Genomic DNA, 25,005 nt, shown 5'->3' on the forward strand with positions numbered 1-25,005 from the left:
TGAATTGCTTAAAATATTATTTTAATGAAATAAAAAAGTTCGAATCTTAAAAGATTCGAACTCTAATGATGATATATTATTCAGCTTCTCTAATTTCTGCATCGATATCTGCATAATCAATTTCAGTATTAGTGAATGTTTTATTATCGATTGGGAAGTGTTGTTCAAATGTTTCAAAGTTTTGAATTTCAACTTTTACATCATCTACTTCAAAATCTAAAATGTGTCCGCCGAAATTACGATCATCGTTGGCGAAATGAATATGGAAACCACCAGAACCAATACCATGGAATAATTCAGGTGTAAAGAAGCCAATCACTGTACCGTTAACATCTTCCTGAGTTTCTTCAGGTTGTCTACGTGCTGAATCAATTAATCTTGTATATGGTGGTTCTTGTTTTGGCATCATACGAACATGCATTTTTTTAAATTTACCAGTGATTTTTACTGCTGAGAATAAATTATCACTTAACATATGTTCTTTTACTTCATTTAATACTGTTTCAGAATCTTTATTAGAAGTTTCATAAGATTCATCTGCTTCAAATTTAGTAATTGTTGCAAAAGGTGTTAATTCATCACCTTTAAGTTTAACGAATTCTTTTTTTTCATTTGCATGGTAAGCTTCTCCATTAATGAAGATAACTTCACCGTCTGAACCTGTAAGTGTTGCTAGTCCTGAATCACCATGTTTTAATAATTCATCGATTGTGGCAGTTCCTTCTAATAAACCTGCCATCAATGTACCTAATGTACCATGTTGATATAATACGTGACCCATATTAATATTCACTCCTATTTTTTAGAAAATTAATTTAAAGAATCTGGTAACATATTTGTTGATAATTTAATATTATCTTTATAATTTACTGGAATATCAATTAAAACAGGTCCTTCTGTTTCGTAACCTTCTTTAATTGCAGCTTCAAGTTCTTCTGGGCTTGTTACTCGAATACCTTTCGCACCAAATGACTCTGCATATTTAACATAATCTACTGGACCAAATGCTACACCAGCTGCACGTTTATATTTCATTTCTTCTTGGAATTCAACCATGTTGTATTTACCATCATTCCAAATTAATTGAATGATATTTAATTTTTTACGTACAGCAGTTTCTAAATCTTGACCTGAGAATAAGAAACCACCATCACCAGCAACTGATACAACTTGTGTGTTTGGACGTACTAATGCAGCTGCTATAGCCCATGGTAACGCAACACCTAAAGTTTGCATACCGTTACTGAATAATAAATGTCTTGGATTGTAACTTCTAAATTTACGAGCCATCCAAATATAGTGACTACCTACGTCTACTGTAACAGTTGTATCATCAGTTAACGTTTTTTGCATTGTATTGATAATTTCTACTGGATGTAAAATACCGTCTTCATGTTCATATTTAATGCCAGTAGCTTCGATAATATTTGCTCTTAATTCTTCTAAGTCATCTAAATGTTTTTGATCAATAATTGGTTCAGATACTTTTTCTGACATCATTTGAATTGTACCTGCAATATTACCTACTAATTCTTTTTTAGGACGTAAGTAATTTGTAATTTCAGCATGCACTTCGTCAATTGAGATAATTTCAGTATCTAATTCTTTATTCCAGTTACTTGCTTCGTATTCAATTGGATCATAACCGATTGCAACTACTAAGTCAGCTTTTCTTAGTAATTCGTCACCCACTTGGTTACGGAATAAACCAACACGACCAAAGAAATGGTCTTCTAATTCACGACTAATTACACCAGCACCTTGGAAAGTTTCTACAACAGGTAAGCTTGTTTTTTCAACAAATTTACGAATTGCTTCTGTTTCTTTTTCACTAGAACTTCTCATACCTGCAAGTAATACAGGGAATTTAGCATCTTTAATTGCTTGAAGCACTTCATTCACTTCTTCATCTGTTGGTACGCCTAAATGAGGTTTTTCTGGTAAGTCGATTGCTTTACTTTGCACTTGAGATGAAATAACGTCTTGTGGAATACTAATGAAACTTGCACCATTTTTACCAGAAGTTGCAGTGCGGATTGCATTTGTCATAACTTCAGATAATGATTCAGGATCTTGAACCTCTGCACTATATTTAGTTGATGATTTTAGTAACGCAGCATTATCTACAGCTTGGTGAGTAAGACGTAATAAATCATTTCGTTTAACTTGACCACCGATTGCTAATACAGGGTCACCTTCTGAAGTAGCTGTTAATAATCCAGTTGTTAAGTTACTTACCCCTGGACCACTTGTTACTAATGCAACACCAGGTTTACCTGTTAAACGTCCAATGCCTTGTGCCATCATTGCAGCATTTTGTTCATGACGTGTAACGATAAGTTCTGGACCATCATCTTCTAATGCATCGAATAAATAGTCGATTTTTGCACCTGGAATACCAAATACATAATCCACATTATTATTTTTTAAAGTATCAATGACCATATCTGCAGCAGAATAGTTTTCTTTAGCCATTTTATATTCATATCCTTTCAAGTTTACATTTGTAATTTAAATTTTTTATTTCAAAATTACTTTTCTATTTTTTTATACCCAATTAAAAAGAAGCCACACACATGTCTATTTTTTTAGGGAAAAAGAGGGAAAGACTTAGTCACATGTTAATTGCGGCTTCTTTATATTTAAATAACTTCAATTTTTAAAGTTGAAGTGTAACCTCAGTTAATTAGACATATTCAAATATGAGATGGGAGTTTTCTATTATATATGTCATGTTTAAGGGAATGATAGTAAGACATACTTATTAGAACATTTGAATACGTTGTAACTTTATTACGTTTCTTATTATAGTACGCATCGAAACATTAATAAAATACATATTTTCGATAGTAACCATTCCATATTGGAATAGGTCAATATACTTTAACCATTGTAAAATGACACAATTAAAAAGGTCTAATGACTTGACTTGTCTTCTATCATTATAGTGCCAATATTGATATAATTACTACTTTTTATATTTTTGGAGTAAATATACTCTTTTTTGTTGTTTTTATTTTAGATTTATCTGATATAATCAAATCTATCATTTAAATTTTCTAGTTATGTATTCTTGTTTGATTAAAAGTAAGAAAACTTGAAATTTTCAGAAATTTTAGACAAAATACTGTTCTTTTATGCTATGATAATAAATGTTATATAGCTAACAAGCTAATTCATTAAATTTTAAACTTATTAGTGGAGGTTCATAATTATGGCCAGTTTTTTCAAAAATTTTACTAGAAAAGAAGATCCCACTATCTATCAAAGTAAAGATGGACATTTAAAACGTACGTTACGTGTTAAAGATTTTCTTGCATTAGGTGTAGGTACTATTGTATCAACATCGATTTTCACACTACCTGGTGTAGTAGCAGCAGAGCATGCTGGTCCAGCCGTAGCTTTATCTTTCTTATTAGCTGCAATTGTTGCTGGTTTAGTTGCATTTTCATATGCTGAAATGGCTGCAGCCATGCCTTTTGCTGGTTCTGCATATTCTTGGATTAACGTTTTATTTGGTGAATTCTTTGGATGGGTAGCTGGTTGGGCATTACTTGCCGAATACTTTATTGCCGTTGCCTTTGTAGCTTCTGGTTTTTCAGCCAATTTAAGAGGACTTGTGTCTCCTTTAGGTATTGCGTTACCTAAGTCTTTATCTAACCCTTTTGGTGCAAATGGAGGAATTATAGACTTAGTTGCAGCAATTGTTATTATTTTAACTGCATTATTATTATCTCGTGGTATGAGTGAAGCTGCTCGTATCGAAAATATTCTTGTTATTTTAAAAGTTCTAGCGATTGTTTTATTCGTTATTGTTGGATTAACAGCAATTCAAGCAAGTAACTATGTTCCATTTATTCCTGAGCATAAAGTCACTGAAACTGGTGATTTTGGTGGATGGCAAGGTATTTATGCGGGTGTATCAATGATTTTCTTGGCATACATAGGATTTGATTCAATTGCTGCCAACTCAGCTGAAGCTATTAATCCGCAAAAAACGATGCCTCGTGGTATTTTAGGTTCATTAATCATTGCGATTGTTTTATTCGTAGCTGTAGCTTTAGTATTAGTTGGTATGTTCCATTATTCAAAATATGCTGGGAATGCTGAACCTGTAGGTTGGGCACTTCGTCAAAGTGGACATGGTGTAGTAGCAGCAGTAGTTCAAGCTATTTCAGTCATCGGTATGTTTACAGCATTAATCGGTATGATGTTAGCTGGTTCACGTTTACTTTATTCATTTGGTCGTGACGGATTATTACCTTCTTGGTTAGCCAAATTAAATGATAAACATTTACCTAATAGAGCGCTTGTTATTCTCACTGTTATCGGTGTTTTAATTGGTTCAATGTTCCCATTTGCTTTCTTAGCTCAATTAATTTCAGCAGGTACATTAATTGCATTTATGTTTGTATCTATTGCAATGTATAGTTTAAGAAAACGTGAAGGCAAAGATTTACCAGTTCCAGCATTTAAAGTGCCATTCTTCCCTGTATTACCTGTCATTACCTTTTTATTAGTCTTGCTTGTATTCTGGGGATTAAGTTTTGAAGCTAAACTTTATACATTAATCTGGTTCTTAGTTGGTATTGTTATTTATGTACTCTATGGTATTAAACATTCTAAAAAGAATGATGAAGATGATTATGTCGTACCAAAAGATTAAGATAATGAACTAACTTATATTTCTCATATCCCCTTAAGAAACATTCAATTGTTTTTTAAGGGGAGTATACTGAAAAAGAGCAAGAAAAGACATTCACTTAATGTCTTTTCTTGCTCTTTTAATATATTTTACCAACCTTGTCCTTCTATACTATATTGATTTAAATTACCATCTTGTAGTGCTTGAAGCGCTTCTTCAATAATATCTAACGCTTTATCTAACTGTTCATAAGTAATAACGAGTGGCGGTTGAAAACGTAAGACGTTCCCAGCAACTGCAATAATCACTACACCATGTTCAAAACAGTAATTACAAATTTTCAATGCTCCTTCAGCAGCTCTTTCTTTTGACTGTTTGTCTTTAACAATATCAATTCCAATAGATAACCCAATACCGCGCACATCTCCTACGTAATCGTATTGATCTACCCATTGATTCATACGTTGACGCACGTAGTTTCCTTTTTCAGAACTAGCTGTTAGTAAGTCGTCGTTTTCTATCATTTCAATCGTAGCAAGAGCCGCTTCACAACTTACTGGATTTGCCCCTGTCGTAAATAGATGTGCTGGTGCTTCAAGACTTTCAATAATTTCTTTTCGACCCACAATCGCTGACATTGGTAATCCACCTGCTAATGATTTACCAAATGTAATGAGGTCTGGTGTAAAGTTAAAGTGGTCCACAGAGCTCCAAGAACCTGTACGACCTAATCCTTGTTGGATATCATCAACAGCAATTAAAATACCGTATTCTCGACATAACGCTTCAAGTGCTTCAAAATAGCCTTCTACTGGTTCTAATAGTCCACCATCTCCTTGAATCGTTTCTAACACAATACAAGCTACTTCCTCAGCTGGAACATATTTAGCAAACATCTCTTTCAATGGCGCTAAATATTCTTCAACAGTGTTTGATTTAGATTGTTCAAACATCCCTCTGTATTTATCTGGAAATGGAATATGATAAAAACCATTTAATAAAGGGCCATAATGTTTACGCATATTTAAACTGATAGCCGACATTGATAACGCTCCAAATGTAGAGCCATGATAAGCATTTGTAAAGCTGATAATATAGGGTCGTCCCGTATAAGCACGTGCAAATTTGATAATACCATCATTCGCATCCGAACCACTCAAACCAAATGTGACACGTTTTTCATAATCACCTGGCGCAATATCGCATAACTTTTTAGACAGTTTCACTAAAGGCTCGTGATACATATATGCGGGGGTATAATGAATAAATTTATCTACTTGCTTTTTAATCGCCTCTGCTACCTGTTGTGGTGCATGACCCACATTTTGTGAGCTTGCACTAGCTAACAAATCGATGTATTCTTTTCCATCTATATCTACTAAAGTTGCTCCATATCCATGATCAATCACTAATGGATAATATTTTATACGTCCTGAAGTAGCAAAATACTTGCTCTCTTCTTTTATCATATCCTCTGCTTTACTCAAATTGACTCATCCTCTCCCAAAGTATCAACAACTTATATCTAACTTTCTTTATTGACTTCAATTCTTGTGATAATAATCAATATCTTACTAATAATTGTCAGATTTGTAAATATTTTCAGAAAAATTAAAATATATTGTTTCTATCTTTTAAACAATTATAAAAGTAAATCATAAAAGGCCTCTAATAGAGACCTTTTATGACTTATTTGTTTTCGTATGGAATAACATCATCGCCATATTCTTTTTTAATATACGCTTTGATTTCTTTAGATTGCATAACTTTTAATAATGTTTGGAATTTTTCATCATTTTTATGACCTTCTTGCACGGCAATCGTATTCGCAAATGGTGATGATTTACCTTCCATAACAATAGCATCTTTAGACGGTTTTAAACCATTATCAAGCGCATAGTTTGAATTTATAATGACTGCAGCTCCTTCACCATTCTCATATGTTTTTGGTAAAAACTCTGCCCCTTGTTGATGGTTAAATTTCAAGTGTTTTTTATTTTCAGCAATATCTTCAAATTTTGCATTTTCAATTTTAACGCCTTTTTTTAATTTAATTAATCCTTCATTAACAAAGAAAGATAGAAAACGTCCTTCTTCTGCAGGATTATTAGAAACGTAAATCGTCGATCCATCTGGAATGTCTTTTAAATTTTTATATTTTTTACTATATACACCCATAGGCGTTGTAAACACTTTACCTAATTCTTCAATTTTATAACCATGACTTTTCTTTTCAGCATTCAAGTATGGAACGTGTTGGAAGAAGTTCGCATCAACATCGCCTTTATCTAATAATTTATTAGGCACCTTATAATCATTAACTTCTTTGACTTCTAAATCATATCCTTTTTTCTTCATTTCTTCTTTAGCTTTTTTCAACACATCACCATGAGGTGCTGGCGACGCTGCTACGGTAATTTTTTTATTATCTTCTTTCTGATTTCCACAAGCCGTTAGCGTAATAATTACTAATACAATACTGATCATACCTATTAATTTTTTCATATGTATTGACACCTTTTTATAAATTTTCAACTCTCATTTACTCTTACTAGATATGTAAAGACATAAAAAAATACTTTCTACTATTAAGAGAAAGCATCGATACACTTTCTCTCATCTTCTAAAGTATGATTAACTTTATGTGAATTAGCACCATGTCATACCATGACGGTTGCTGGGTTTCGTAGGGCACATCCCTCCACCACTCTTGATAAGAGTTAATAGATTATTGAATTATTAATAACTTATCATTGATTTAAACGTTGGTCAATATGTTTTTTTAATATTCTAAAAATTTAAAAAGTGTTAAACCAAATATTTCAGGGAATATTCTTATACTATGTATATAAGAAGGAGGGAAATTATGATCTATTATTTTTATCATTGTCTTAGTGCTTTAGTTATAAGTATCATCTTATTAATTACAATGGCTATAATGGATGTCTTAGTTCAATCGACTCATCTTACTTTATTGTTAATTAATATTGATTTCTTAATTGACCCAAGCAAAACGCCATTATTATTAGAACTAGCCATTCATATTTTTATAGGATGGTTAATATATTTTATTTTCTTACTTATTTATCATGTCTTTAAACCATTATATAAACTAAGTTATGTCTTATTAATGATTGTTTTTGCCTCTCTTTATCCGTCACTCATCGCTATGGCAAAGCGTTCATTCTTTCACTTTAACTGGACAGAATACGGTTTATGGATGATTGCTCATATTATTTTTATGATTTTAATGGCTTGTTCCATTTCATATTTTTCTAAAAAGAAATATTAATACCTTATATAAATTATGTGATAAATATTGATTTAATGTTTACAAAACATTTATTCTTTAAGTTAAGTTAAAGATTTATTATGATTTTTTTTAAAACCCTGTTTCTGATCTATTCAAATGCTACACTCTAGTTGTAATTGATCATGAATGAAATGGGGTTTTCATTATGAAGAAAGTATCTTTCATCGCATCTACACTTTTAACAAGTACAATGCTACTTACAACGACTCAATCTGTAGAAGCACATACTGCTGACTTAGTGACTAAAGAAAACGCTAAACAAATTGCTACAGAGGCATTATCTAATAGTGGAGGTAATCCAAATCTACAACGACTGGGTCGTACTGTTGACAAAGGCGCATACTTTGAAATTATAAGTCATAATAGATTAAATGAAGGCAGTGGAATGTATAAAGTTTATAAAAATGGCGAAGTTGAGTACAAAAATGGTACATATAGTGACTTTAATCAACTTCAAGATACACGTATTCATGCAGAATCAGGTATCGCTAAAGCTGCTAAAACACCTTCCTCTTCTAATGATAAACAAGTTAATTCTGTTGATTGTGCACGTGAACTCAATCGTTATTATGTAGGAACAGTTGCTTCTTCTGAGGTGCCATCCTCTAAGTCACTTAAAAATACTCAAACATCACAATCTTCTGTTAAAACACTCCCAAGTACTGGAGACGATACACAACAACACTCAACTCAACTTTTAGCCTCACTTCTATTAGTTATGGGAACTTCATTATTACTTAAACGAAAACATCATAGTCATTCTTATTGATCTACTAAACATTTTTAATAAATAAAAAAGGAGTGAGTCAACAAATTCAAAATGAATGCTGACTCACTCCTTTCATTTAAATAGTTTTACAAGATAAATCGTTTCCATACTAAATTAATACACGAGAAACGGTCTCCATATTATTTATTTTTATTATCCGTTTGTTCATTATCTTGACTATCAGAATGTTGATCATCTTTGTTTTTAGTTTGTTCTACACCTTCAGGGTCTTGTTCTTTAGCATTGCCTTTTTTAGGATTATAATTAACACCTTCTGTATAATCATTACCTGCATTCCATAATAAGAACTCATTCACACCGTTATCTTTTAAAGCTTGAACTTCTTCAGATATCGCTTTTGCATCATAATCAATATAATTACCAGCACCTAAATATGAAGCGGTAAAGTCTTGAATCCATGGTCTTGAAATAGGCTTATCTTTACCTAATGTATCTAATAAACTATTTTCTTTTTGAATATAGCGATTAACTGTTTTATATGGCTCAGTATCTGGTGCTTGTAAACCGAAATCTCCATTACTCCAATGAGATGGATAAATCATTGATGAAATGGCATCTACATTTTTAGAAATTTTAGGGAAGCTTTGACCAATACCAGGTGCATTTTCAACTAATGCAGAATAACCAAATACATCAGCTGACACATTAACTCCCATTGGTTTTAATTCTTTATTTGCGTATTCTAAGAATTTAGTAATTGTATCCACACGTTGATCGCCTGAACTCATCTGACTATTTTTATATTCACCTTTATTATAAGTTAAGCTATCTGCTTGATTTTCAAATCCTTCTGGGAAGCGTACATAGTCAAATTGAATATCTTGGAAGCCGGCTTTTGCAGCTGCTTTTGCAACATCAATATCATACTTCCATACTTCTTTCATAAATGGATTAACAAAGCTATCTCCTTTACCATTTGTCCAAACAGAACCATCACTATTTCTGAATGTCCATTCAGGGTGTTCATTTGCTAATTTTGTATCTTTAAATGTCACAATACGTGCAATTGGATAAATATTATTATCATGTAGTTTTTTTAATAATTTTTTACCATCTACAATATCAAGCGTATTTTTATCCACTTGTTTATTGCCTGTATTTAATTTCATAGTAATGTTACCTGTATCATCTTTCACATCGATAACCATGGTATTTAAATTAGAATCTTTGATGAATTTAACTAACTCATCCATTTTAGCACCCTGTGTAGAATTACTTGTTACATAAATCCCTTTAACACCATCTTTAGGATACTCTACTTTATTTTCATTTGTATTTTTATCATTATTTTTTTTCAATGCATCACTTTGACTATTACCACTTTGATTACTAGATTGCTCATTTTTCTGATTTCCATCTTTTTGTCCACTATCAGATGCATTATCTCCGTTACTACAAGCCGCCAATAATAGAGCACTTGTTGTTAATACAGCAAAAATTTTATTTTTCTTCATTACTGTTCCTCCAAGAAAGTATATAAGTATTAATTAAGAACTTAGTTATCATATATAAACGATTTAAAAATAAAGACTAACTTCAATTAATAAGAACTTAACTTACTTTAGAATAGCATATTTTAACAAAAAATATACGATACACTAAAGTTTTATAAAATATTCTATTTAATATTTACATATATTAAAATTTTAAAGAAAACGTAAAGATAATGCTTTAGAATCATCGATGATCCACTGAACATTTGGTATTGATCTTTTCATTTGTTGCATGATAAATTGCTCATTATTTTTAGGAAAATCCCAAATATACTTAATAAATTCAAAACTTAATGTTTTAGGATTTCCTCCGATATGTTCTCTGTTAAATAGTGAATATATGTAACGCTTGATTACTCTAAGTATACATTTTACTCTTGGTTCTTTAATCCATATGACTTTAGTTGCATATTTTAATCTCATACTAAGTGTACTAGAATAATTTCCATCAATAATCCATTCCTCTTTTACTACAATAGATTCAAGTTTTTGTTTTAATTCTTCAAAAGTAATGACGTTTTTATTATTAAGCCATTGAATTTGATCAATATGGTAAAGTGGCAGTTGATATTTTAAATGTAGTTGATATGCCAATGTTGATTTTCCAGAACCAGGGCTACCAATAATTAATATACGTTGTTTCATAACAATCCCCTTTGAATATGTTTGAATGTTTACATTAAATGTATAAATACGGTAATTTCATAAAATTGTAAATTGTTAATTAAGAAATTTCAATAATTAATTACTTTATACTTGAGAATATTATTATTTTTTACGATAATGATATTGAAAGTTTATTAAAGGAGTGAAAGGCATAATGAATAAAGAACAATTAGAAAAAGTAAGTCATGGGAAAGGATTCATCGCTGCATTAGACCAAAGTGGTGGTAGTACTCCAAAAGCATTAAAAGAATATGGTGTAAACGAAGATCAATACAGCAATGATGACGAAATGTTCCAACTTGTACATGATATGCGTACACGTGTTGTCACTTCACCTTCATTTACTTCAGATAAAATTTTAGGTGCGATTCTATTTGAACAAACTATGGATCGTGAAGTTGAAGGTAAATATACTGGTGACTACTTAGCTGATAAAGGTGTCGTTCCTTTCTTAAAAGTCGACAAAGGTTTAGCTGAAGAGCAAAATGGTGTCCAATTAATGAAACCTATCGACAACTTAGATGAAACTTTAGACCGTGCAGTTGAACGTCATATCTTCGGTACTAAAATGCGTTCTAACATCTTAGAATTAAATGAACAAGGTATCAAAGACGTTGTTGAACAACAATTTGAAATTGCTAAAAAAATCATTGCTAAAGGTTTAGTACCTATCATTGAACCTGAAGTAAACATTAACGCTAAAGACAAAGCTGAAATCGAAGAAGTATTAAAAGCTGAACTTAAAAAAGGCTTAGATTCTTTAAATGATGATCAATTAGTAATGCTAAAATTAACTATCCCTACTAAAGCTAACTTATACAAAGAATTAGCTGATCATCCAAATGTTGTTCGTGTTGTTGTATTATCTGGTGGCTACAGCAGAGACGAAGCAAACAAATTATTAAAAGACAATGATGAATTAATTGCAAGCTTCTCACGTGCATTAGCAAGTGATTTACGTGCAGGCCAATCAAAAGAAGAATTTGATAAAGCTTTAGGCGATGCAGTAGATTCAATCTACGATGCTTCAGTAAATAAAAATTAATAGTCAGATTTTTATTTAAAAGTGATGAGTCACGTGCTCATCACTTTTTTCATGTTTTTAAGCAGTTATAACCATTAAATTTATTTAATAAAAAAACTGTTAACAGAACGTGATGTCCTGTTAACAGTTTTCTAATTTTTCTTATTTAGCATTAGTATTTTCATAGAAACCTAATTCTAATTGTTTAGATGTTAAACGACGAGTTTTTCTCATTAAGTCAACATCATGAATTAATGATTCACCATATGAAGGAATCATTTTTTTGATTTTTGGTTTCCATTCATCTAAATATTGTTCGAAGTTTCTTTCGATAACTTCTAACGCTACTGAAACTGATGTAGAAGCCCCTGGTGATTCACCAAGTAAAGCAATGATAGAGTGGTCTTTAGAGTCAACCACTTCTGTACCGAATTGGATGAATCCTTTACCTTCTTTTTCATCATCTTTAATAACTTGTACACGTGTACCAGCAGTATATACTTGCCAATCTTCATCACGAGCTTCAGGGTAGAACGTACGTAAGTGGTTCATACAACCTTCTTTAGTCATGATGATTTGGTCAAATGAATATTTAAGTAATGACATATTCTTAACTGCTGCAGCTAATAACGTAGTGATATTGTGTGGTTTAACTGATTTGAATAAATCTAAGTTAGAACCGTGAATTAAGAATTTAGGGCCAACATTTGCGAATGGTCCGAATAATAATGTTCTTTCACCATCGATATAACGAGTATCTAAGTGAGGAACAGTCATTGGTGGTGTGCCAGGTGGCTCTTTACCATAAACTTTCGCATCATGTTGTTCGATAACTTCTGGATTTGTACAAGCGATAAATTGACCAATGATTGGGAAACCACCGATATGTTTACCTTCTTCGATACCAGTTTTTTGTAATAATGGAATAGATCCACCACCAGCACCGATGAATACATGGTCAGCTTCTTTAGTAAAGACTTTATTGTTAGCTAAATCTTTAATTTTAACTTGCCATTTACCGTTAGATAAACGTTTGAAGTCTTGTACTTCATGATTATAGTTGACGTTTACGTTTGAATCGTCGTTTTGTAAGTTATGTGCCATTTTACGAGTTAATTCACCGTAGTTAACGTCAGTACCTTCGTCGATTTTACTAGCAGCCATTAAGCCATCATCGAAACGACCTTGCATCATTAATGGAATCCATTTTCTCATTACTTCGATGTCTTCAGTGTATTCGATATCATCGAACATAGGGAAATCTTTCATTTTTTCGTAACGTTCTTTTAAGAATTGAACGTTGTTTTTACCACGTACGAAACTGATATGTGGTAAAGGATGAATGAAATCTCTAGGATCTTTAATTTGTCCTGATTCTACTAAATGACCCCAAAATTGTTTAGAAATTTCAAATTGTTCGTTAATTTCTTTTGCTTTTTCAATGTCAATCGTACCATCTGGTTGTCTTACAGTATAGTTTAATTCACATAATGCAGCGTGACCAGTACCAGCATTGTTACGTTCATTTGAACTTTCGATACCTGGACGATCTAAACGTTCATAAAGATCGATGTTCCAGTTAGGTACAAGTTCATTGAACATAGATGCAACTGTTGTACTAATTACACCAGCACCGACAATAATCATATCTTTTGATTCTGTCATGTTTGTACACCTCTCCAAAAATTATGTTTCACAATATATTATAATTACCTGTTGCTCTTGTTTCCCTAATATCTAGTAATCAATATATTGTTTTAGTAATGTGTTAAGTCTTTCATTACTATGTTAAAACAAATATAGTCAATTGTAAATCAGAAAAACTTAAATATTCGAATTAATGAATTCATTATCATTAAATTAAGCAAAAAATTTATCAATATAAGTTAAATAGTAAGAATAGTTGAATGATCAAAGTTTTATTATAACATGATGTCATTACAATCACTTAATGATTTACTTACAACCTTATATAATGATTATTTATTATTTTGTAAAAACTTTTCAATATAAAAAGCTGATTCTTCAATTGATTTATACTCAGTATTAATCACTGTAGCATTTAATTTTTTAAATACTTCTTCTGCATAACTGAGTTCTTCTTTTATACGATTTAAATTATTATATTGAGACTCTTTCGACAAACCTAATGTTTCAGCACGACTTTTTCGTATATTTGCAATATACTGTGGACTTGCAGTTAATCCAAATACTTGTAACCCTTTTTGCTTAAAAACACTGTCTGGAATACTAACTTCAGGTACTAAAGGAATGTTTGCTATTTTGTAGCCTTTATTCGCTAAATACATACTTAATGGTGTCTTTGAAGTACGTGATACCCCTACAATCAACGCATCCGCTTCGCCTATATCAGAAAAATGCTTACCATCATCATATTTAACTGAATATTCAATCGCTTCAATACGCTTAAAATAAGCTTCATTTAACTTTCTTAACGCACCACTTTCCATCAATGGTTTTTCACCTGTCACGTGTTCAATAATGCTAATTAAATCAGACATATAATCTACATATGGGATATGATGTTCTCTAGCAAATTCGTGACCAAGTGCATTAAATGATTCACTTACTAATGTCGTAGCTACTATTGCGTGGTGTTCTTTCGCTAAATTTAATATATTTAAAAATTCTTCCTCATCTTTAATATAAGGAAATTTTTTTATTTCTACATTATTTAAATCTGGAAACTGGGTTAAAGTTGCATGAATCATACGTTGAGCAGTTTCTCCAATTGAATCTGAAACAATAAATAATTTTAAATTATGTGCTTGTGACTCGACTTCATTCATTTTTGATTACTCACTTTCCTCCACTTGACTCTGAGCAGTCGCTAAAATTGCTCCTGGAATTCGGAATGGTGAACATGATACATAATCAATTGGTAAGTGATTGAAATAATGAATAGATTTTGCATCTCCACCTAATTCACCACATACACCAATCTTAATATTTTCGTTCACTTTCTTTGCCTGTTTAACTGCCATTTCAATTAGTTTTCCAACGCCATCTTCATCTAATGTTTGGAACGGGTCAAGTTTCAATATATTTCTTTCAGTATACACATTTATAAACTTCCCTGCATCATCTCTAGAAAAACCAAATGACAATTGTGTTAAATCGTTCGTACCAAAGCTGAAGAAATCACAATATTTTGCTAATTCGTCTGAAATAAGACATGCACGAGGCGTTTCGATCATTGTTCCCATTGAGTAATCTACGCTTTCTTGATGTTGTTTTTCTAATTGATCAATAGTCTTAACAAGGTTTTCTTTTAAAGTAGTAAATTCTTCGACTGTAGACACTAACGGAATCATAATTTCTGGTTTACACTGAATGCCTTCTTCTTTTAATTTAAATACACTTTCAATAATCGCTTCTACTTGCATTTCATATAACTCAGGGTATGTGATGGCTAAACGACAACCACGATGTCCAAGCATTGGATTCACTTCGTTTAAATCCACAATGCGTTTATCTAATGTTTCCTTTGAAATATTTAATTGCTTCGCAACATTCGCAATATCCTCTTCAGAATGTGGTAAGAACTCATGCAATGGCGGATCAAGTAAACGTACTATTGTAGGATGTTCACCTGATAATTTAAAAATTTCTTTAAAGTCTTCTACTTGATATTGTTTAATATGATTAAGTGCTTCGAGACGGTCTTCACGAGAGGATGATAAGATGAAACGTCTCATCTCTACTAGTCGCTCAGCCCCAAAGAACATATGCTCTGTACGTACTAATCCGATGCCTTTAGCACCAAATTGGTAACCCACTTTAATATCTTGAGGTGTTTCTGCATTCATACGTACTTTTAAACGAGCTGTCTTTTCTGACCACTCCATAAATTGATTGAATGACTCGCTATGCTCAGCATTGACTGTTTTAATCTCACCTAAATAAATGTCACCTTCTGAACCATCAACTGAAACCATATCTCCTTCATGTAGTGTTTGATTGCCATAGTATACCGTCTTAGCACTCGTATTAATTTCTAAATCAGAACATCCTGTCACACAACATTTACCCATTCCACGAGCTACAACTGCTGCATGAGACGTCATGCCACCATGTGTGGTTACAATCGCTTCACTTGCAATCATACCTTCAATATCTTCAGGAGACGTTTCTGGTCTCATCAAGATCACTTTTTTACCTTGATCTGATTGTGCTTTCGCCTCTTCAGCAGTAAATACAATTTGACCTGTTGCAGCACCTGGACTCGCAGGTAATCCCATTTTAGATACAACTGTTGCTTCTTTTAATGAAGACTCATCGAAATTAGGATGCAACAGTTGATCAATTGATTTTACTTCAACTTTTTTCATTGCTTCTTTTTTAGTAATAATACCTTCATTCACTAAATCTACAGCAATTTGAATAGCTGCACGTGCTGTACGTTTACCATTACGAGTTTGGAGTAAATATAATTGTCCATTTTCAATTGTAAATTCAATATCTTGCATATCTTTATAGTGTTTTTCTAATTGTTTTGTCACATCTACAAATGCTTGATGAACCTCTGGCATTTGATCATGTAATGTTGAGATATCTTTAGGTGTACGAATACCAGCAACAACATCTTCTCCTTGTGCATTAAGTAAATATTCACCAAATAATTTATTTTCGCCAGTCACTGGATTACGCGTAAAAGCAACACCTGTTCCACTATTATCTCCACTATTACCGAAAACCATTTCTTGGATATTTACTGCTGTGCCGATGTCATGTGGAATATCATTTAAATCTCGGTAAATACGAGCACGATCATTATCCCAAGATTTAAATACAGCTTCTATAGCTTCTTCCAGTTGTTTCAAAGGCTCTTGTGGGAAAGGTTTATGTACTTCTTCTACATATATTTCCTTAAAGCGCTTACAAATTTCTTTTAAACCCTCTGCACTAATGGCAGCGTCATTCTCAAAATGATGTTGTTTTTTATACTGTTCGAAATATGTATCAAATGCTTGCATAGGTACACTATATACGACTTCACCAAACATTTGTAATAAACGACGATAACAGTCATAAGCAAAACGTTTATCCCCAGTTTTTTTAGCTAATTTTTCTACATTCTCATCATTTAAGCCCAAGTTTAATATTGTATCCATCATTCCTGGCATAGAAATTTTTGCACCACTTCTTACAGAAACAAGTAATAAATTAGTATCAGAAGAGAATATTTTTCCGGTTCTCTCTGAAAATGAAGCCAAGTGATCAATTAATTCTGTTTTGATGTCAGTAGATAATGACTTACCTTGTTTTAAATACTCAATACATGCTGTTGTGGTAATGGTGAAACCATCTGGTACAGGTAAACCTAAGCGTTTCATTTCAGATAGATTAGCTCCTTTACCTCCCAATACATCTCTCATTGATTTTTGTCCTTCATCAAACGCATAAATATATTTAGTCATTATAAATCACCTCAAATTTTTATTATGTCATACTAATTATTTAAAAGTATGTCATAATAACACGTGAAATACAATTAAAATTATCTTTATTTTTAATTTTTCTAAATATAGACAAATTTTCAATATTCATGTTATCTGATACATCAGTATTCTCATCATAAAAAAACACTGATAAATTAGTGACATACTAATTTATCAGTGTGGTGAATATGATTATTTATTTTGAGCGTTGTTATATTTTGTGCGTTCAGCATCGCGTAATTCAACACGACGAATTTTGCCAGAGTTTGTTTTTGGTAAATCTTCTACAAATTCAATCGCACGTGGATATTTATATGGTGCGACTACTTTTTTAGAGAAAGTTTGTAACTCTTTCACTAAATCATCACTTGGTTTATAGCCCTCTTTTAAAATAATAAATGCTTTAACAATATTGCCACGAATTGGATGTGGACTTGCTACAACTGCACATTCTTTTACCGCTTCATGATTTGTGAGTGCATCTTCAACTTCGAAAGGTCCAATAGTATAACCAGAACTAATAATAATATCGTCACGGCGACCTTCAAACCAGAAATAGCCATCTTCGTCGATATGTGCTAAATCTCCAGTAATGTAATAATCTCCTGCATGTGCCTCTTTTGTACGTTTCTCATCTTTAAAGTAACCTTTAAATAATCCAGGGAAATCAAGTGGTAATGCTATATTACCTTTTACATTTGTATCCACTTTGTTTCCATCATCATCAACAACTGCTACACGACTACCCGGAATAGCTTTACCCATAGAACCAGGACGTGGTTCTGTATCTTTTAAGAAACCAATTAGTAACGTACTTTCTGTTTGTCCATATCCGTCACGCACTGTTAAATTAAAATGTTTACGGAATTGTTCAACTACTTCTCTATTTAATGGTTCCCCTGCAGATACTGCACTGTGTAAATGATCTAAATTGTATTGATCTAAGTTATCTAATTTTGCCATCATACGGTATTCTGTTGGTGTACAGCAAAGCACATTAATTTTAAAGTTTTGTAATAGTGATAAATAACGGGAAGGATTAAATTTACCATTATACACAAATGCTGTCGCTCCTGATCCCATAATAGATAGGAATGGACTCCATACCCATTTTTGCCAACCAGGTGCAGCTGTTGCCCACACTAAGTCATCTTCTTTTATAGCTAACCAATGTTCAGGTGCCATTTTCATATGAGCATATCCCCAACCATGAGAATGTGTAACAGCTTTTGGATTACCTGTAGTTCCAGAAGTGTAAGATAAAATAGCAACATCATCTCTTGTTGTATTGGCTATGTCTAATTTATCACTTTGCTTTGCTTTTTCATCTTCAATACTAATCCAATTCTCTTGATTTCCGTTAATCACAAATTTTGTTAATTCGTTATATTCTTCAATATCTCTAAATTCTTCTATAAAATCAGCTAATACAATAACTGCATTAATTTCTCCATGCGTAATACGATATTGTAAATCCTTTGTTCTTAACATTTCAGAACTTGGGATAATTGCAATACCTAATTTTAATGCTGCAATATAAAGTTCATACGTGATGATAGCACGTGGCATCATGATTAACACTTTATCGCCTTTTTTTAGTCCATGGTTTAATAATACATGTCCTACTTTATTAGCGTTTTTAATTAATTCAGAGTATGTAACACTAATGGGTTCTTCTACACCGTTTTCATAAATAATTGCTTGTTTACTTTGATTTGAAGCATGTTTTTCTATTTCAGATACAATATTATATGTCTCTGGTGCTAATAAATTTAAATGATTCATTACTTTATTTTCCTTCCAATTTTTAAGTTTTCATCGTTCATAAAATCACACATCTTAATTTCACGCAATCCTATGCGGTATTTGTTTTAAATATAAAAAAGATTAAATATATTATCTATATCAACATTCGTTTCTAAATTAGCAAGTTCTATTCTTACATTATAAGATAAATCGCGATTAACTATTTTATTATCGACACCTTGTTTAGTGCCTCTTTTTTTATGCGTTTTATCATAAGCGGCTGAACTTTGCCAATCATAGAACGATTGTCGATCTTTCCATAACGTCAAAATAATATAATGACGATGCTTAGTTTGAGGACGTAAAAAACGTAAAGCTTTGAATCCTGGCACATCTTGTAAATATTTAGTGCGCTCTAAAAATTTAGATTCAAATTGAGGTTCATTACCTTCATTAACAAACAAGTGATTCAAAACACATATTGAATCGTTTGTTAACTCGTTTATTGACTCAAGTACTGTATATAATTGAACATCATTATTTTTTTCGATAGACATAGTCTGTTCTTCTTTTTCTTCTATTACATATGTTTTATAACTATCAGTTAAAGTCATTTCTTAGTTCCTTCATTTCTTAACTAGCTTTAAGCTATCATTTTTAATTCTGCTATTCATCTCTATCTTCCTTCATATAATGAAAGGGAACGTTTAACAATTTCTAAGAATTCATGATCCAACATCGACGTCTTAGAAAAGTAATCAAGTATATTTTCAGCAAGATATTCATGTTTTGGAAAATTTTGGTCTTGATTTATCCATGATGCAAGTTCACCTAATGGGGTCTTATCATCAATAAATCCTTGCATAAAATCATAAAAACTCATCAACTCACCCCAATATCTAAATATAGGATAATACTATCATGACAAATTCTTTAATACTAGAGTATACACTTGACTTCTACTTTAAAAATGTAGAATTATTACTTAAATATATATTTTGACTGCTTATTCAATAGTTAAATAGTTTAATACTACTGCACCTACTGCTTCTGCTGCAACTAACATACTTGACTCATCAATCGTAAATTTAGGATGATGATGTGGATATGCTTTACCCTCTCTCGGTTTTGCTCCAGAATATATAAAAGTACTTGGCAATGTTTTAGCATAAAAAGCGAAGTCTTCAGATGGCGGTTGAGGTTCGCATACTTCTATGCCTTTAACATCAGCTAATTTTGCTTGGTTAATGGTTTCTGCAACATATTCAGTAAAGTCAGGATCATTATACAATGCAGGATAATCTTTACTAAATGTAAATTCACAATTTACATCAAATGTTTCTGCCAAACCATGAACCATTTGTTTTAAAGCCGTTTCAATACGATCGCGTGTAGCATCTGTCAAAGCGCGAACGTCACCTTCAATGGTTATTTTATCTTTAATCACATTAAATTGACCTTTACCATCAAATGATCCAATTGTGACGACACCCGTTTCAAATGGATTAAGGCGACGTGAGACCACTGTTTGAGCGGTAGTAACGAAATTAGCTCCCGCTACAATCGCATCATTTGCAGTATGCGGAGAAGAACCATGTCCTCCTTCACCTTTTACAATTAATTTAAAGTAAGAACGTCCTGTTTGAACGTTACCCTTATGATAATAGACTTTACCAGGAGCCATATTAGTCATCACATGGGTGCCTAAAACATGATCAACGCCATCCAATACGCCATCTTCAATCATACCTTTAGCTCCACCAGGTGGCATTTCTTCAGCGGGTTGATGAATAACAATTACTTTGCCACTGAACTGAGATTTCATTTCTATCAATGTTTCTGCCAAAATAAGCATATATGCTGTATGTGCATCATGTCCACACGCATGCATGACTCCCTCGTTTTTAGAAGCAAATGATAAACCAGTATCTTCTTGAATGGGAAGCGCATCAAAATCTGCTCGAATAGCAATCGTTTTCCCAGGTTTACCACTATCTATCGTTACTTTTACACCATTTTGTCCTATATTTGTTTCTACCTTACACTCTTTATCTTTATAAAAATTAGCAATATATTTGGGTGTCTCAGTTTCATGAAATGATAACTCAGGATATTTATGTAAATGTCTTCGAATCTCGATCATACGCTTTTCCTTATCTTGTAAACGTTGCACTAAATCTTTAATCATTTCATATCACTCCTTCTCTGTCATTCATTATATGCCTTTACGTATTAAAAATGTTGTAGAAGGGGATATTTAAAATAAAAAGGTTAGAATCATCTTTGATTCCAACCCTTATTTCATATAACTATCTTATTAATGTTTATAGTATGGATCGAATTCCATTGCTCCAGCATTCTCGTCACTAACACCATGTTTATAGTAATCAACATATTGTGGTTCTAATGGTTTTTTACCACGAATGATATCAGCTGCTTTTTCAGCGAGCATTAAAACTGGTGCATGAATATTACCATTAGTAGTGCGAGGCATAGCAGATGCATCAACGACACGTAAATTTTCCATGCCATGTACTTTCATAGTTAATGGATCTACAACTGCCATTGGATCTGACGCTGGCCCCATTTTAGCACTACAAGAAGGATGTAAAGCAGTTTCGCCATCTTTACGTACCCAATCAAGAATTTCTTCATCTGTTTGTACAGATGGTCCTGGTGAGATTTCACCACCATTATATGGATCCATTGCAGGTTGAGATAAAATATTACGTGCTACTCGAATTGCTTCAACCCATTCTTGTTTATCTTCTTTTGTTGATAAATAATTGAATACAATACTTGGTTTTTCAAATGGATCTTTTGATTTAATTTTTAAACTACCACGTGAATTTGAATACATAGGACCAACATGTACTTGATATCCATGCGCCACCGGTGCTTTTTGACCATCATATCTTACAGCAATTGGCAAGAAATGGAACATTAAATTTGGATATGCAACTTGATTGTTAGATCTAACAAAAGCACCACCTTCAAAGTGGTTTGAAGCTGCTGCACCTTTACGTGCAAATATCCATTGTAATCCAATCCAAGGCATACGTTTTACATCTAAGCTTGGTTGTAGTGAAACAGGCTGCTTACATTTATGTTGAATATATACTTCTAAATGGTCTTCGAAGTTTTCTCCAACACCAGGTAAGTGCATGCGTGGTTCTATACCTTTAGATTTTAAGAATTCAGAATCACCAATACCAGACAATTGCAATAACTGAGGTGTATTAAATGCACCACCTGAAAGAATTACTTCACCGGCATTCACAGTATGAAGTTTACCATTACGTTTAAACGTTACACCTGTAGCTTTCTTACCTTCAAAATGTATTTTAGTAACAAATGCACGTGTTTTAACTGTTAAATTTTTACGCTTCATTGCAGGACGTAAATAGGCACGTGAAGCTGAAACACGACGGCCATTATGTACTTGACTATCAAATGGACCAAAGCCTTCTTGTCTATATCCATTGACGTCGTTTGTTTTATGATAACCTGCTTCAACACCTGCATCGAAGAATGATTTAAATAATGGATTTGTGGCTGGTCCACGTTTTAATTTAATCGGACCGTCATGTCCTCTATATTTATCATATGGTGCAGCTCCAAATGTTTTTTCTAGTTTTTTAAAATAAGGTAAACAATGTGCAAAGTCCCAAGTTTCCATTCCTTCTGGTTCAGCCCATCCTTCATAATCCATTGGATTACCACGTTGATAAATCATACCATTAATTGAACTTGAACCACCTAATACTTTACCTCGAGCATGGTCTACCTTACGTCCCATATGCGGTTCTTCTTCAGTTTGGTATCTCCAATCGTAAAATGGATTTCCTGAAGGAAACATCAATGCTGCAGGCATTTGTATAAATAAATCCCATGGATAATCACTACGTCCTGCTTCTAGTACAAGTACTTCTTTATTTTTATCTTCTGACAAACGATTTCCCAATACTGATCCAGCGCTTCCTCCGCCAATAATTACGTAATCATATGATTGATTTTTACTCATATATTGTCGTCCTCCTATAAAAATATAAATCTTCTATTTAAATACAATTTAGTTTGATTTGATACGTCTTTATTCTTCAAAATAAATGGACCGTAAAATAATACGTCTACGGTCCTTTATAGTTAAATTGTAAAAGTTATTTACTAAAGAAATTTACAGGTTCTGGATTTCTATTTGTAAGAATATGTTTAGAGATTAAGTATTCTTCTAATCCTTCTTTACCTAACTCACGTCCAATACCAGATTGTTTATAACCACCCCATGGCGCTTGAGCGAAGTAAGGATGGAAGTCATTAATCCAAACTGTGCCTAGTTTTAATTTATTAGCTACACGTTGTGCTTTTCCTATATCTTTAGAAAATACTGCACCTGCTAAACCATAAATTGAATCATTTGCGAGTGCAATCGCTTCTTCTTCATTATCGAACCCTTCTACTGTAACAACAGGACCAAATACTTCTTCTTGAACAATTCTCATATGAGTATTGCAATTAGTGATTACAGTTGGTTCAAAGAATAAACCATCTTTTAAATCTTCATCGTCTGGACGTTTCCCACCGATAGCAATTGTTGCACCATCATCTTTAGCAACTTTCATATATTTTTCAATTTTATCTCGATGTTCTGGAGAAATCACTGGACCCATTTCTGTATCACTATCAAATCCATTACCTAATTTAATTTTTCCAACACGTTCAATTAATGCTTTTTCAAATTTATCTTTAATATCGTTATGCACTAAAATTCTTGAACCTGCTGAACAAACTTGACCTGCATGGAAATATCCGCCATTTAATGCTTGATCTACAGCTAATTCAAAATCAGCATCATCAAAAATAATATTTGGATTCTTTCCGCCAAGCTCTAATGCAATATTAGTTACATGATTTGCAGCATTCTTCATAATGTGTTTACCAGTTTCAATTCCACCCGTAAATGATACTAAATCAACTTCTTTATGACCTGATAATGTATCTCCTACTTCTTCACCACTACTTAATATTAGGTTGATAACCCCTTTAGGGAATCCAACTTCTTCCATTAATTCAAATACACGAATTGTTGTTAATGGCGTAATTTCACTTGGTTTCATTACTAATGAGCAACCAGTTGCTAATGCAGGTGCAATTTTCCATGAAGCTTGTAATAATGGATAATTCCAAGGCGTAATTTGTGTAACTACACCTACAGGTTCTTTGACAAGTTTACTTTCAGTGTTAGGTATTGGAGAATCAATAATTTCTCCTCCGTCTTTATCCGCTAAACCTGCAAAATAATTAAACACATTTGCAATATCATCCATATCTGCATAAGATTCCTCTAATGTCTTACCAGTATCTAGCGTTTCTAATTTGGCTAATTCATCACGATTTTCTGTAATTTTATCAGCAATTGCTCTTACTTTTTTACCTCTGACTTCACTTGTTTCTTGTGACCACTCACCATTTTCAAATGAACGACGTGCTGCTAAAATAGCCTGTTCTGCATCTTCCTTAGTCCCTTCAGTAACAGTAAAAATCACTTCTTGATTATATGGATTAATAATATCTCTAGTATTTTTGTTAGCGCTCTCTACCCATTCACCATTGATATATTGGCGATTAGACAATGCTTTTACAAGTTCCATCATACTACCTCCGTTAAGTTTGTTAAATTTTTATTTAACGAATTTTACAAAAGTAGCTTATCATATTTCTTAAGTCATTGCAAAAAGCATCTTTATATATTTTTTATATCATTTTAAATATTGTGGGAATTAAAATTGAGTTTTGAAACTCTTAAGAAAAAATCATATAATGAGTGAGAATGTAAAATTTGTGTTAATATTTCACATCTTATGAA

General features: G+C 32.4%; 19 protein-coding genes and 1 riboswitch. Of the genes, 4 read left to right on the forward strand and 15 right to left on the reverse strand.

The window, feature by feature from the left end; genetic code table 11:
• Positions 1-76: 76 nt before the first annotated feature.
• Together budA and alsS are read right to left on the reverse strand one after the other, a co-directional pair.
• Positions 77-781, reverse strand: a complete 705-nt coding sequence (budA, locus tag HMPREF2578_RS09720; RefSeq protein ID WP_002449310.1) for an acetolactate decarboxylase — start codon at positions 779-781, stop codon at positions 77-79.
• 29 nt (positions 782-810) lie between these two features.
• The gene (gene alsS, locus HMPREF2578_RS09725) at positions 811-2,475 is read right to left on the reverse strand and encodes an acetolactate synthase AlsS (RefSeq protein ID WP_017175103.1); all 1,665 of its coding nucleotides are present in this window, start codon (positions 2,473-2,475) and stop codon (positions 811-813) included.
• 739 nt (positions 2,476-3,214) lie between these two features.
• On the opposite strand from alsS, the gene HMPREF2578_RS09730 reads away from it, so the two are divergent.
• Entirely contained in the window at positions 3,215-4,666 is a 1,452-nt protein-coding gene (locus HMPREF2578_RS09730) for an APC family permease (protein ID WP_017175104.1), read from the forward strand.
• Between the two features lie 128 nt (positions 4,667-4,794).
• Here HMPREF2578_RS09730 and HMPREF2578_RS09735 read toward each other — a convergent pair whose 3' ends face one another.
• On the reverse strand, positions 4,795-6,132 hold the full coding sequence (locus HMPREF2578_RS09735; RefSeq protein WP_070508432.1) for an aspartate aminotransferase family protein: 1,338 nt from the start codon (positions 6,130-6,132) through the stop codon (positions 4,795-4,797).
• A 202-nt stretch (positions 6,133-6,334) separates the two neighbouring features.
• Positions 6,335-7,150, reverse strand: a complete 816-nt coding sequence (locus tag HMPREF2578_RS09740; RefSeq protein ID WP_017175106.1) for a MetQ/NlpA family ABC transporter substrate-binding protein — start codon at positions 7,148-7,150, stop codon at positions 6,335-6,337.
• Positions 7,151-7,258: 108 nt separating this feature from the next.
• Positions 7,259-7,365, reverse strand: a riboswitch (SAM riboswitch).
• A gap of 146 nt (positions 7,366-7,511) precedes the next feature.
• On the opposite strand from HMPREF2578_RS09740, the gene HMPREF2578_RS09745 reads away from it, so the two are divergent.
• Both HMPREF2578_RS09745 and HMPREF2578_RS09750 read left to right on the forward strand, forming a co-directional pair.
• Entirely contained in the window at positions 7,512-7,937 is a 426-nt protein-coding gene (locus HMPREF2578_RS09745) for a hypothetical protein (protein WP_049382381.1), read from the forward strand.
• A 166-nt stretch (positions 7,938-8,103) separates the two neighbouring features.
• Entirely contained in the window at positions 8,104-8,727 is a 624-nt protein-coding gene (locus HMPREF2578_RS09750) for an LPXTG cell wall anchor domain-containing protein (protein WP_070508433.1), read from the forward strand.
• Positions 8,728-8,867: 140 nt separating this feature from the next.
• On the opposite strand, the gene HMPREF2578_RS09755 is transcribed toward HMPREF2578_RS09750, so the two are convergent.
• The gene (locus HMPREF2578_RS09755; protein ID WP_048680059.1) at positions 8,868-10,202 is read right to left on the reverse strand and encodes a putative glycoside hydrolase; all 1,335 of its coding nucleotides are present in this window, start codon (positions 10,200-10,202) and stop codon (positions 8,868-8,870) included.
• A 192-nt stretch (positions 10,203-10,394) separates the two neighbouring features.
• Positions 10,395-10,886 (reverse strand): P-loop NTPase family protein, encoded by a 492-nt coding sequence (locus tag HMPREF2578_RS09760; protein ID WP_017175435.1) that lies wholly within the window; start codon positions 10,884-10,886, stop codon positions 10,395-10,397.
• A 175-nt stretch (positions 10,887-11,061) separates the two neighbouring features.
• Between HMPREF2578_RS09760 and HMPREF2578_RS09765 the strand changes: the two genes are divergently transcribed.
• Entirely contained in the window at positions 11,062-11,952 is an 891-nt protein-coding gene (locus HMPREF2578_RS09765) for a fructose bisphosphate aldolase (RefSeq protein ID WP_002449395.1), read from the forward strand.
• Positions 11,953-12,093: 141 nt separating this feature from the next.
• Here the strand turns inward: HMPREF2578_RS09765 and lqo are convergent, their stop codons facing one another.
• The 9 genes from lqo to betB form a co-directional block, all read right to left on the reverse strand.
• Positions 12,094-13,596, reverse strand: a complete 1,503-nt coding sequence (gene lqo, locus HMPREF2578_RS09770; protein ID WP_002449218.1) for an L-lactate dehydrogenase (quinone) — start codon at positions 13,594-13,596, stop codon at positions 12,094-12,096.
• A gap of 314 nt (positions 13,597-13,910) precedes the next feature.
• Positions 13,911-14,741, reverse strand: a complete 831-nt coding sequence (locus HMPREF2578_RS09775; protein WP_017175436.1) for a pyruvate, water dikinase regulatory protein — start codon at positions 14,739-14,741, stop codon at positions 13,911-13,913.
• Positions 14,742-14,747: 6 nt separating this feature from the next.
• Positions 14,748-17,372, reverse strand: a complete 2,625-nt coding sequence (gene ppdK / locus HMPREF2578_RS09780; protein WP_017175437.1) for a pyruvate, phosphate dikinase — start codon at positions 17,370-17,372, stop codon at positions 14,748-14,750.
• Positions 17,373-17,585: 213 nt separating this feature from the next.
• Positions 17,586-19,178 (reverse strand): acyl-CoA synthetase MbcS, encoded by a 1,593-nt coding sequence (gene mbcS, locus HMPREF2578_RS09785; RefSeq protein ID WP_017175438.1) that lies wholly within the window; start codon positions 19,176-19,178, stop codon positions 17,586-17,588.
• 86 nt (positions 19,179-19,264) lie between these two features.
• Entirely contained in the window at positions 19,265-19,753 is a 489-nt protein-coding gene (locus tag HMPREF2578_RS09790; protein ID WP_070508434.1) for an antibiotic biosynthesis monooxygenase family protein, read from the reverse strand.
• A 62-nt stretch (positions 19,754-19,815) separates the two neighbouring features.
• Positions 19,816-20,022 carry a YozE family protein gene (locus tag HMPREF2578_RS09795; protein ID WP_017175440.1) on the reverse strand — a complete coding sequence of 69 codons (207 nt, stop codon included), beginning with the start codon at positions 20,020-20,022 and terminating at the stop codon, positions 19,816-19,818.
• A 123-nt stretch (positions 20,023-20,145) separates the two neighbouring features.
• Entirely contained in the window at positions 20,146-21,327 is a 1,182-nt protein-coding gene (locus HMPREF2578_RS09800; RefSeq protein ID WP_049416395.1) for an amidohydrolase, read from the reverse strand.
• A gap of 129 nt (positions 21,328-21,456) precedes the next feature.
• Positions 21,457-23,163 (reverse strand): choline dehydrogenase, encoded by a 1,707-nt coding sequence (gene betA / locus HMPREF2578_RS09805; RefSeq protein ID WP_002449442.1) that lies wholly within the window; start codon positions 23,161-23,163, stop codon positions 21,457-21,459.
• A gap of 136 nt (positions 23,164-23,299) precedes the next feature.
• Entirely contained in the window at positions 23,300-24,790 is a 1,491-nt protein-coding gene (gene betB / locus HMPREF2578_RS09810; protein WP_049414267.1) for a betaine-aldehyde dehydrogenase, read from the reverse strand.
• Between the last annotated feature and the right edge of the window lie 215 nt (positions 24,791-25,005).

This window comes from Staphylococcus sp. HMSC072H03 (assembly GCF_001809305.1).
Lineage (GTDB): Bacteria > Bacillota > Bacilli > Staphylococcales > Staphylococcaceae > Staphylococcus > Staphylococcus hominis.

What these genes read in the sequence shown, in the direction of transcription:
- budA (WP_002449310.1), bottom strand. Translation starts at nt 781, where the DNA reads ATGGGTCACGTATTATATCAACATGGTACATTAGGTACATTGATGGCA.
- alsS (WP_017175103.1), bottom strand. Translation starts at nt 2,475, where the DNA reads ATGGCTAAAGAAAACTATTCTGCTGCAGATATGGTCATTGATACTTTA.
- HMPREF2578_RS09730 (WP_017175104.1), top strand. Translation starts at nt 3,215, where the DNA reads ATGGCCAGTTTTTTCAAAAATTTTACTAGAAAAGAAGATCCCACTATC.
- HMPREF2578_RS09740 (WP_017175106.1), bottom strand. Translation starts at nt 7,150, where the DNA reads ATGAAAAAATTAATAGGTATGATCAGTATTGTATTAGTAATTATTACG.
- HMPREF2578_RS09745 (WP_049382381.1), top strand. Translation starts at nt 7,512, where the DNA reads ATGATCTATTATTTTTATCATTGTCTTAGTGCTTTAGTTATAAGTATC.
- HMPREF2578_RS09750 (WP_070508433.1), top strand. Translation starts at nt 8,104, where the DNA reads ATGAAGAAAGTATCTTTCATCGCATCTACACTTTTAACAAGTACAATG.
- HMPREF2578_RS09755 (WP_048680059.1), bottom strand. Translation starts at nt 10,202, where the DNA reads ATGAAGAAAAATAAAATTTTTGCTGTATTAACAACAAGTGCTCTATTA.
- HMPREF2578_RS09760 (WP_017175435.1), bottom strand. Translation starts at nt 10,886, where the DNA reads ATGAAACAACGTATATTAATTATTGGTAGCCCTGGTTCTGGAAAATCA.
- HMPREF2578_RS09765 (WP_002449395.1), top strand. Translation starts at nt 11,062, where the DNA reads ATGAATAAAGAACAATTAGAAAAAGTAAGTCATGGGAAAGGATTCATC.
- lqo (WP_002449218.1), bottom strand. Translation starts at nt 13,596, where the DNA reads ATGACAGAATCAAAAGATATGATTATTGTCGGTGCTGGTGTAATTAGT.
- HMPREF2578_RS09775 (WP_017175436.1), bottom strand. Translation starts at nt 14,741, where the DNA reads ATGAATGAAGTCGAGTCACAAGCACATAATTTAAAATTATTTATTGTT.
- ppdK (WP_017175437.1), bottom strand. Translation starts at nt 17,372, where the DNA reads ATGACTAAATATATTTATGCGTTTGATGAAGGACAAAAATCAATGAGA.
- mbcS (WP_017175438.1), bottom strand. Translation starts at nt 19,178, where the DNA reads ATGAATCATTTAAATTTATTAGCACCAGAGACATATAATATTGTATCT.
- HMPREF2578_RS09790 (WP_070508434.1), bottom strand. Translation starts at nt 19,753, where the DNA reads ATGACTTTAACTGATAGTTATAAAACATATGTAATAGAAGAAAAAGAA.
- HMPREF2578_RS09795 (WP_017175440.1), bottom strand. Translation starts at nt 20,022, where the DNA reads ATGAGTTTTTATGATTTTATGCAAGGATTTATTGATGATAAGACCCCA.
- HMPREF2578_RS09800 (WP_049416395.1), bottom strand. Translation starts at nt 21,327, where the DNA reads ATGATTAAAGATTTAGTGCAACGTTTACAAGATAAGGAAAAGCGTATG.
- betA (WP_002449442.1), bottom strand. Translation starts at nt 23,163, where the DNA reads ATGAGTAAAAATCAATCATATGATTACGTAATTATTGGCGGAGGAAGC.
- betB (WP_049414267.1), bottom strand. Translation starts at nt 24,790, where the DNA reads ATGGAACTTGTAAAAGCATTGTCTAATCGCCAATATATCAATGGTGAA.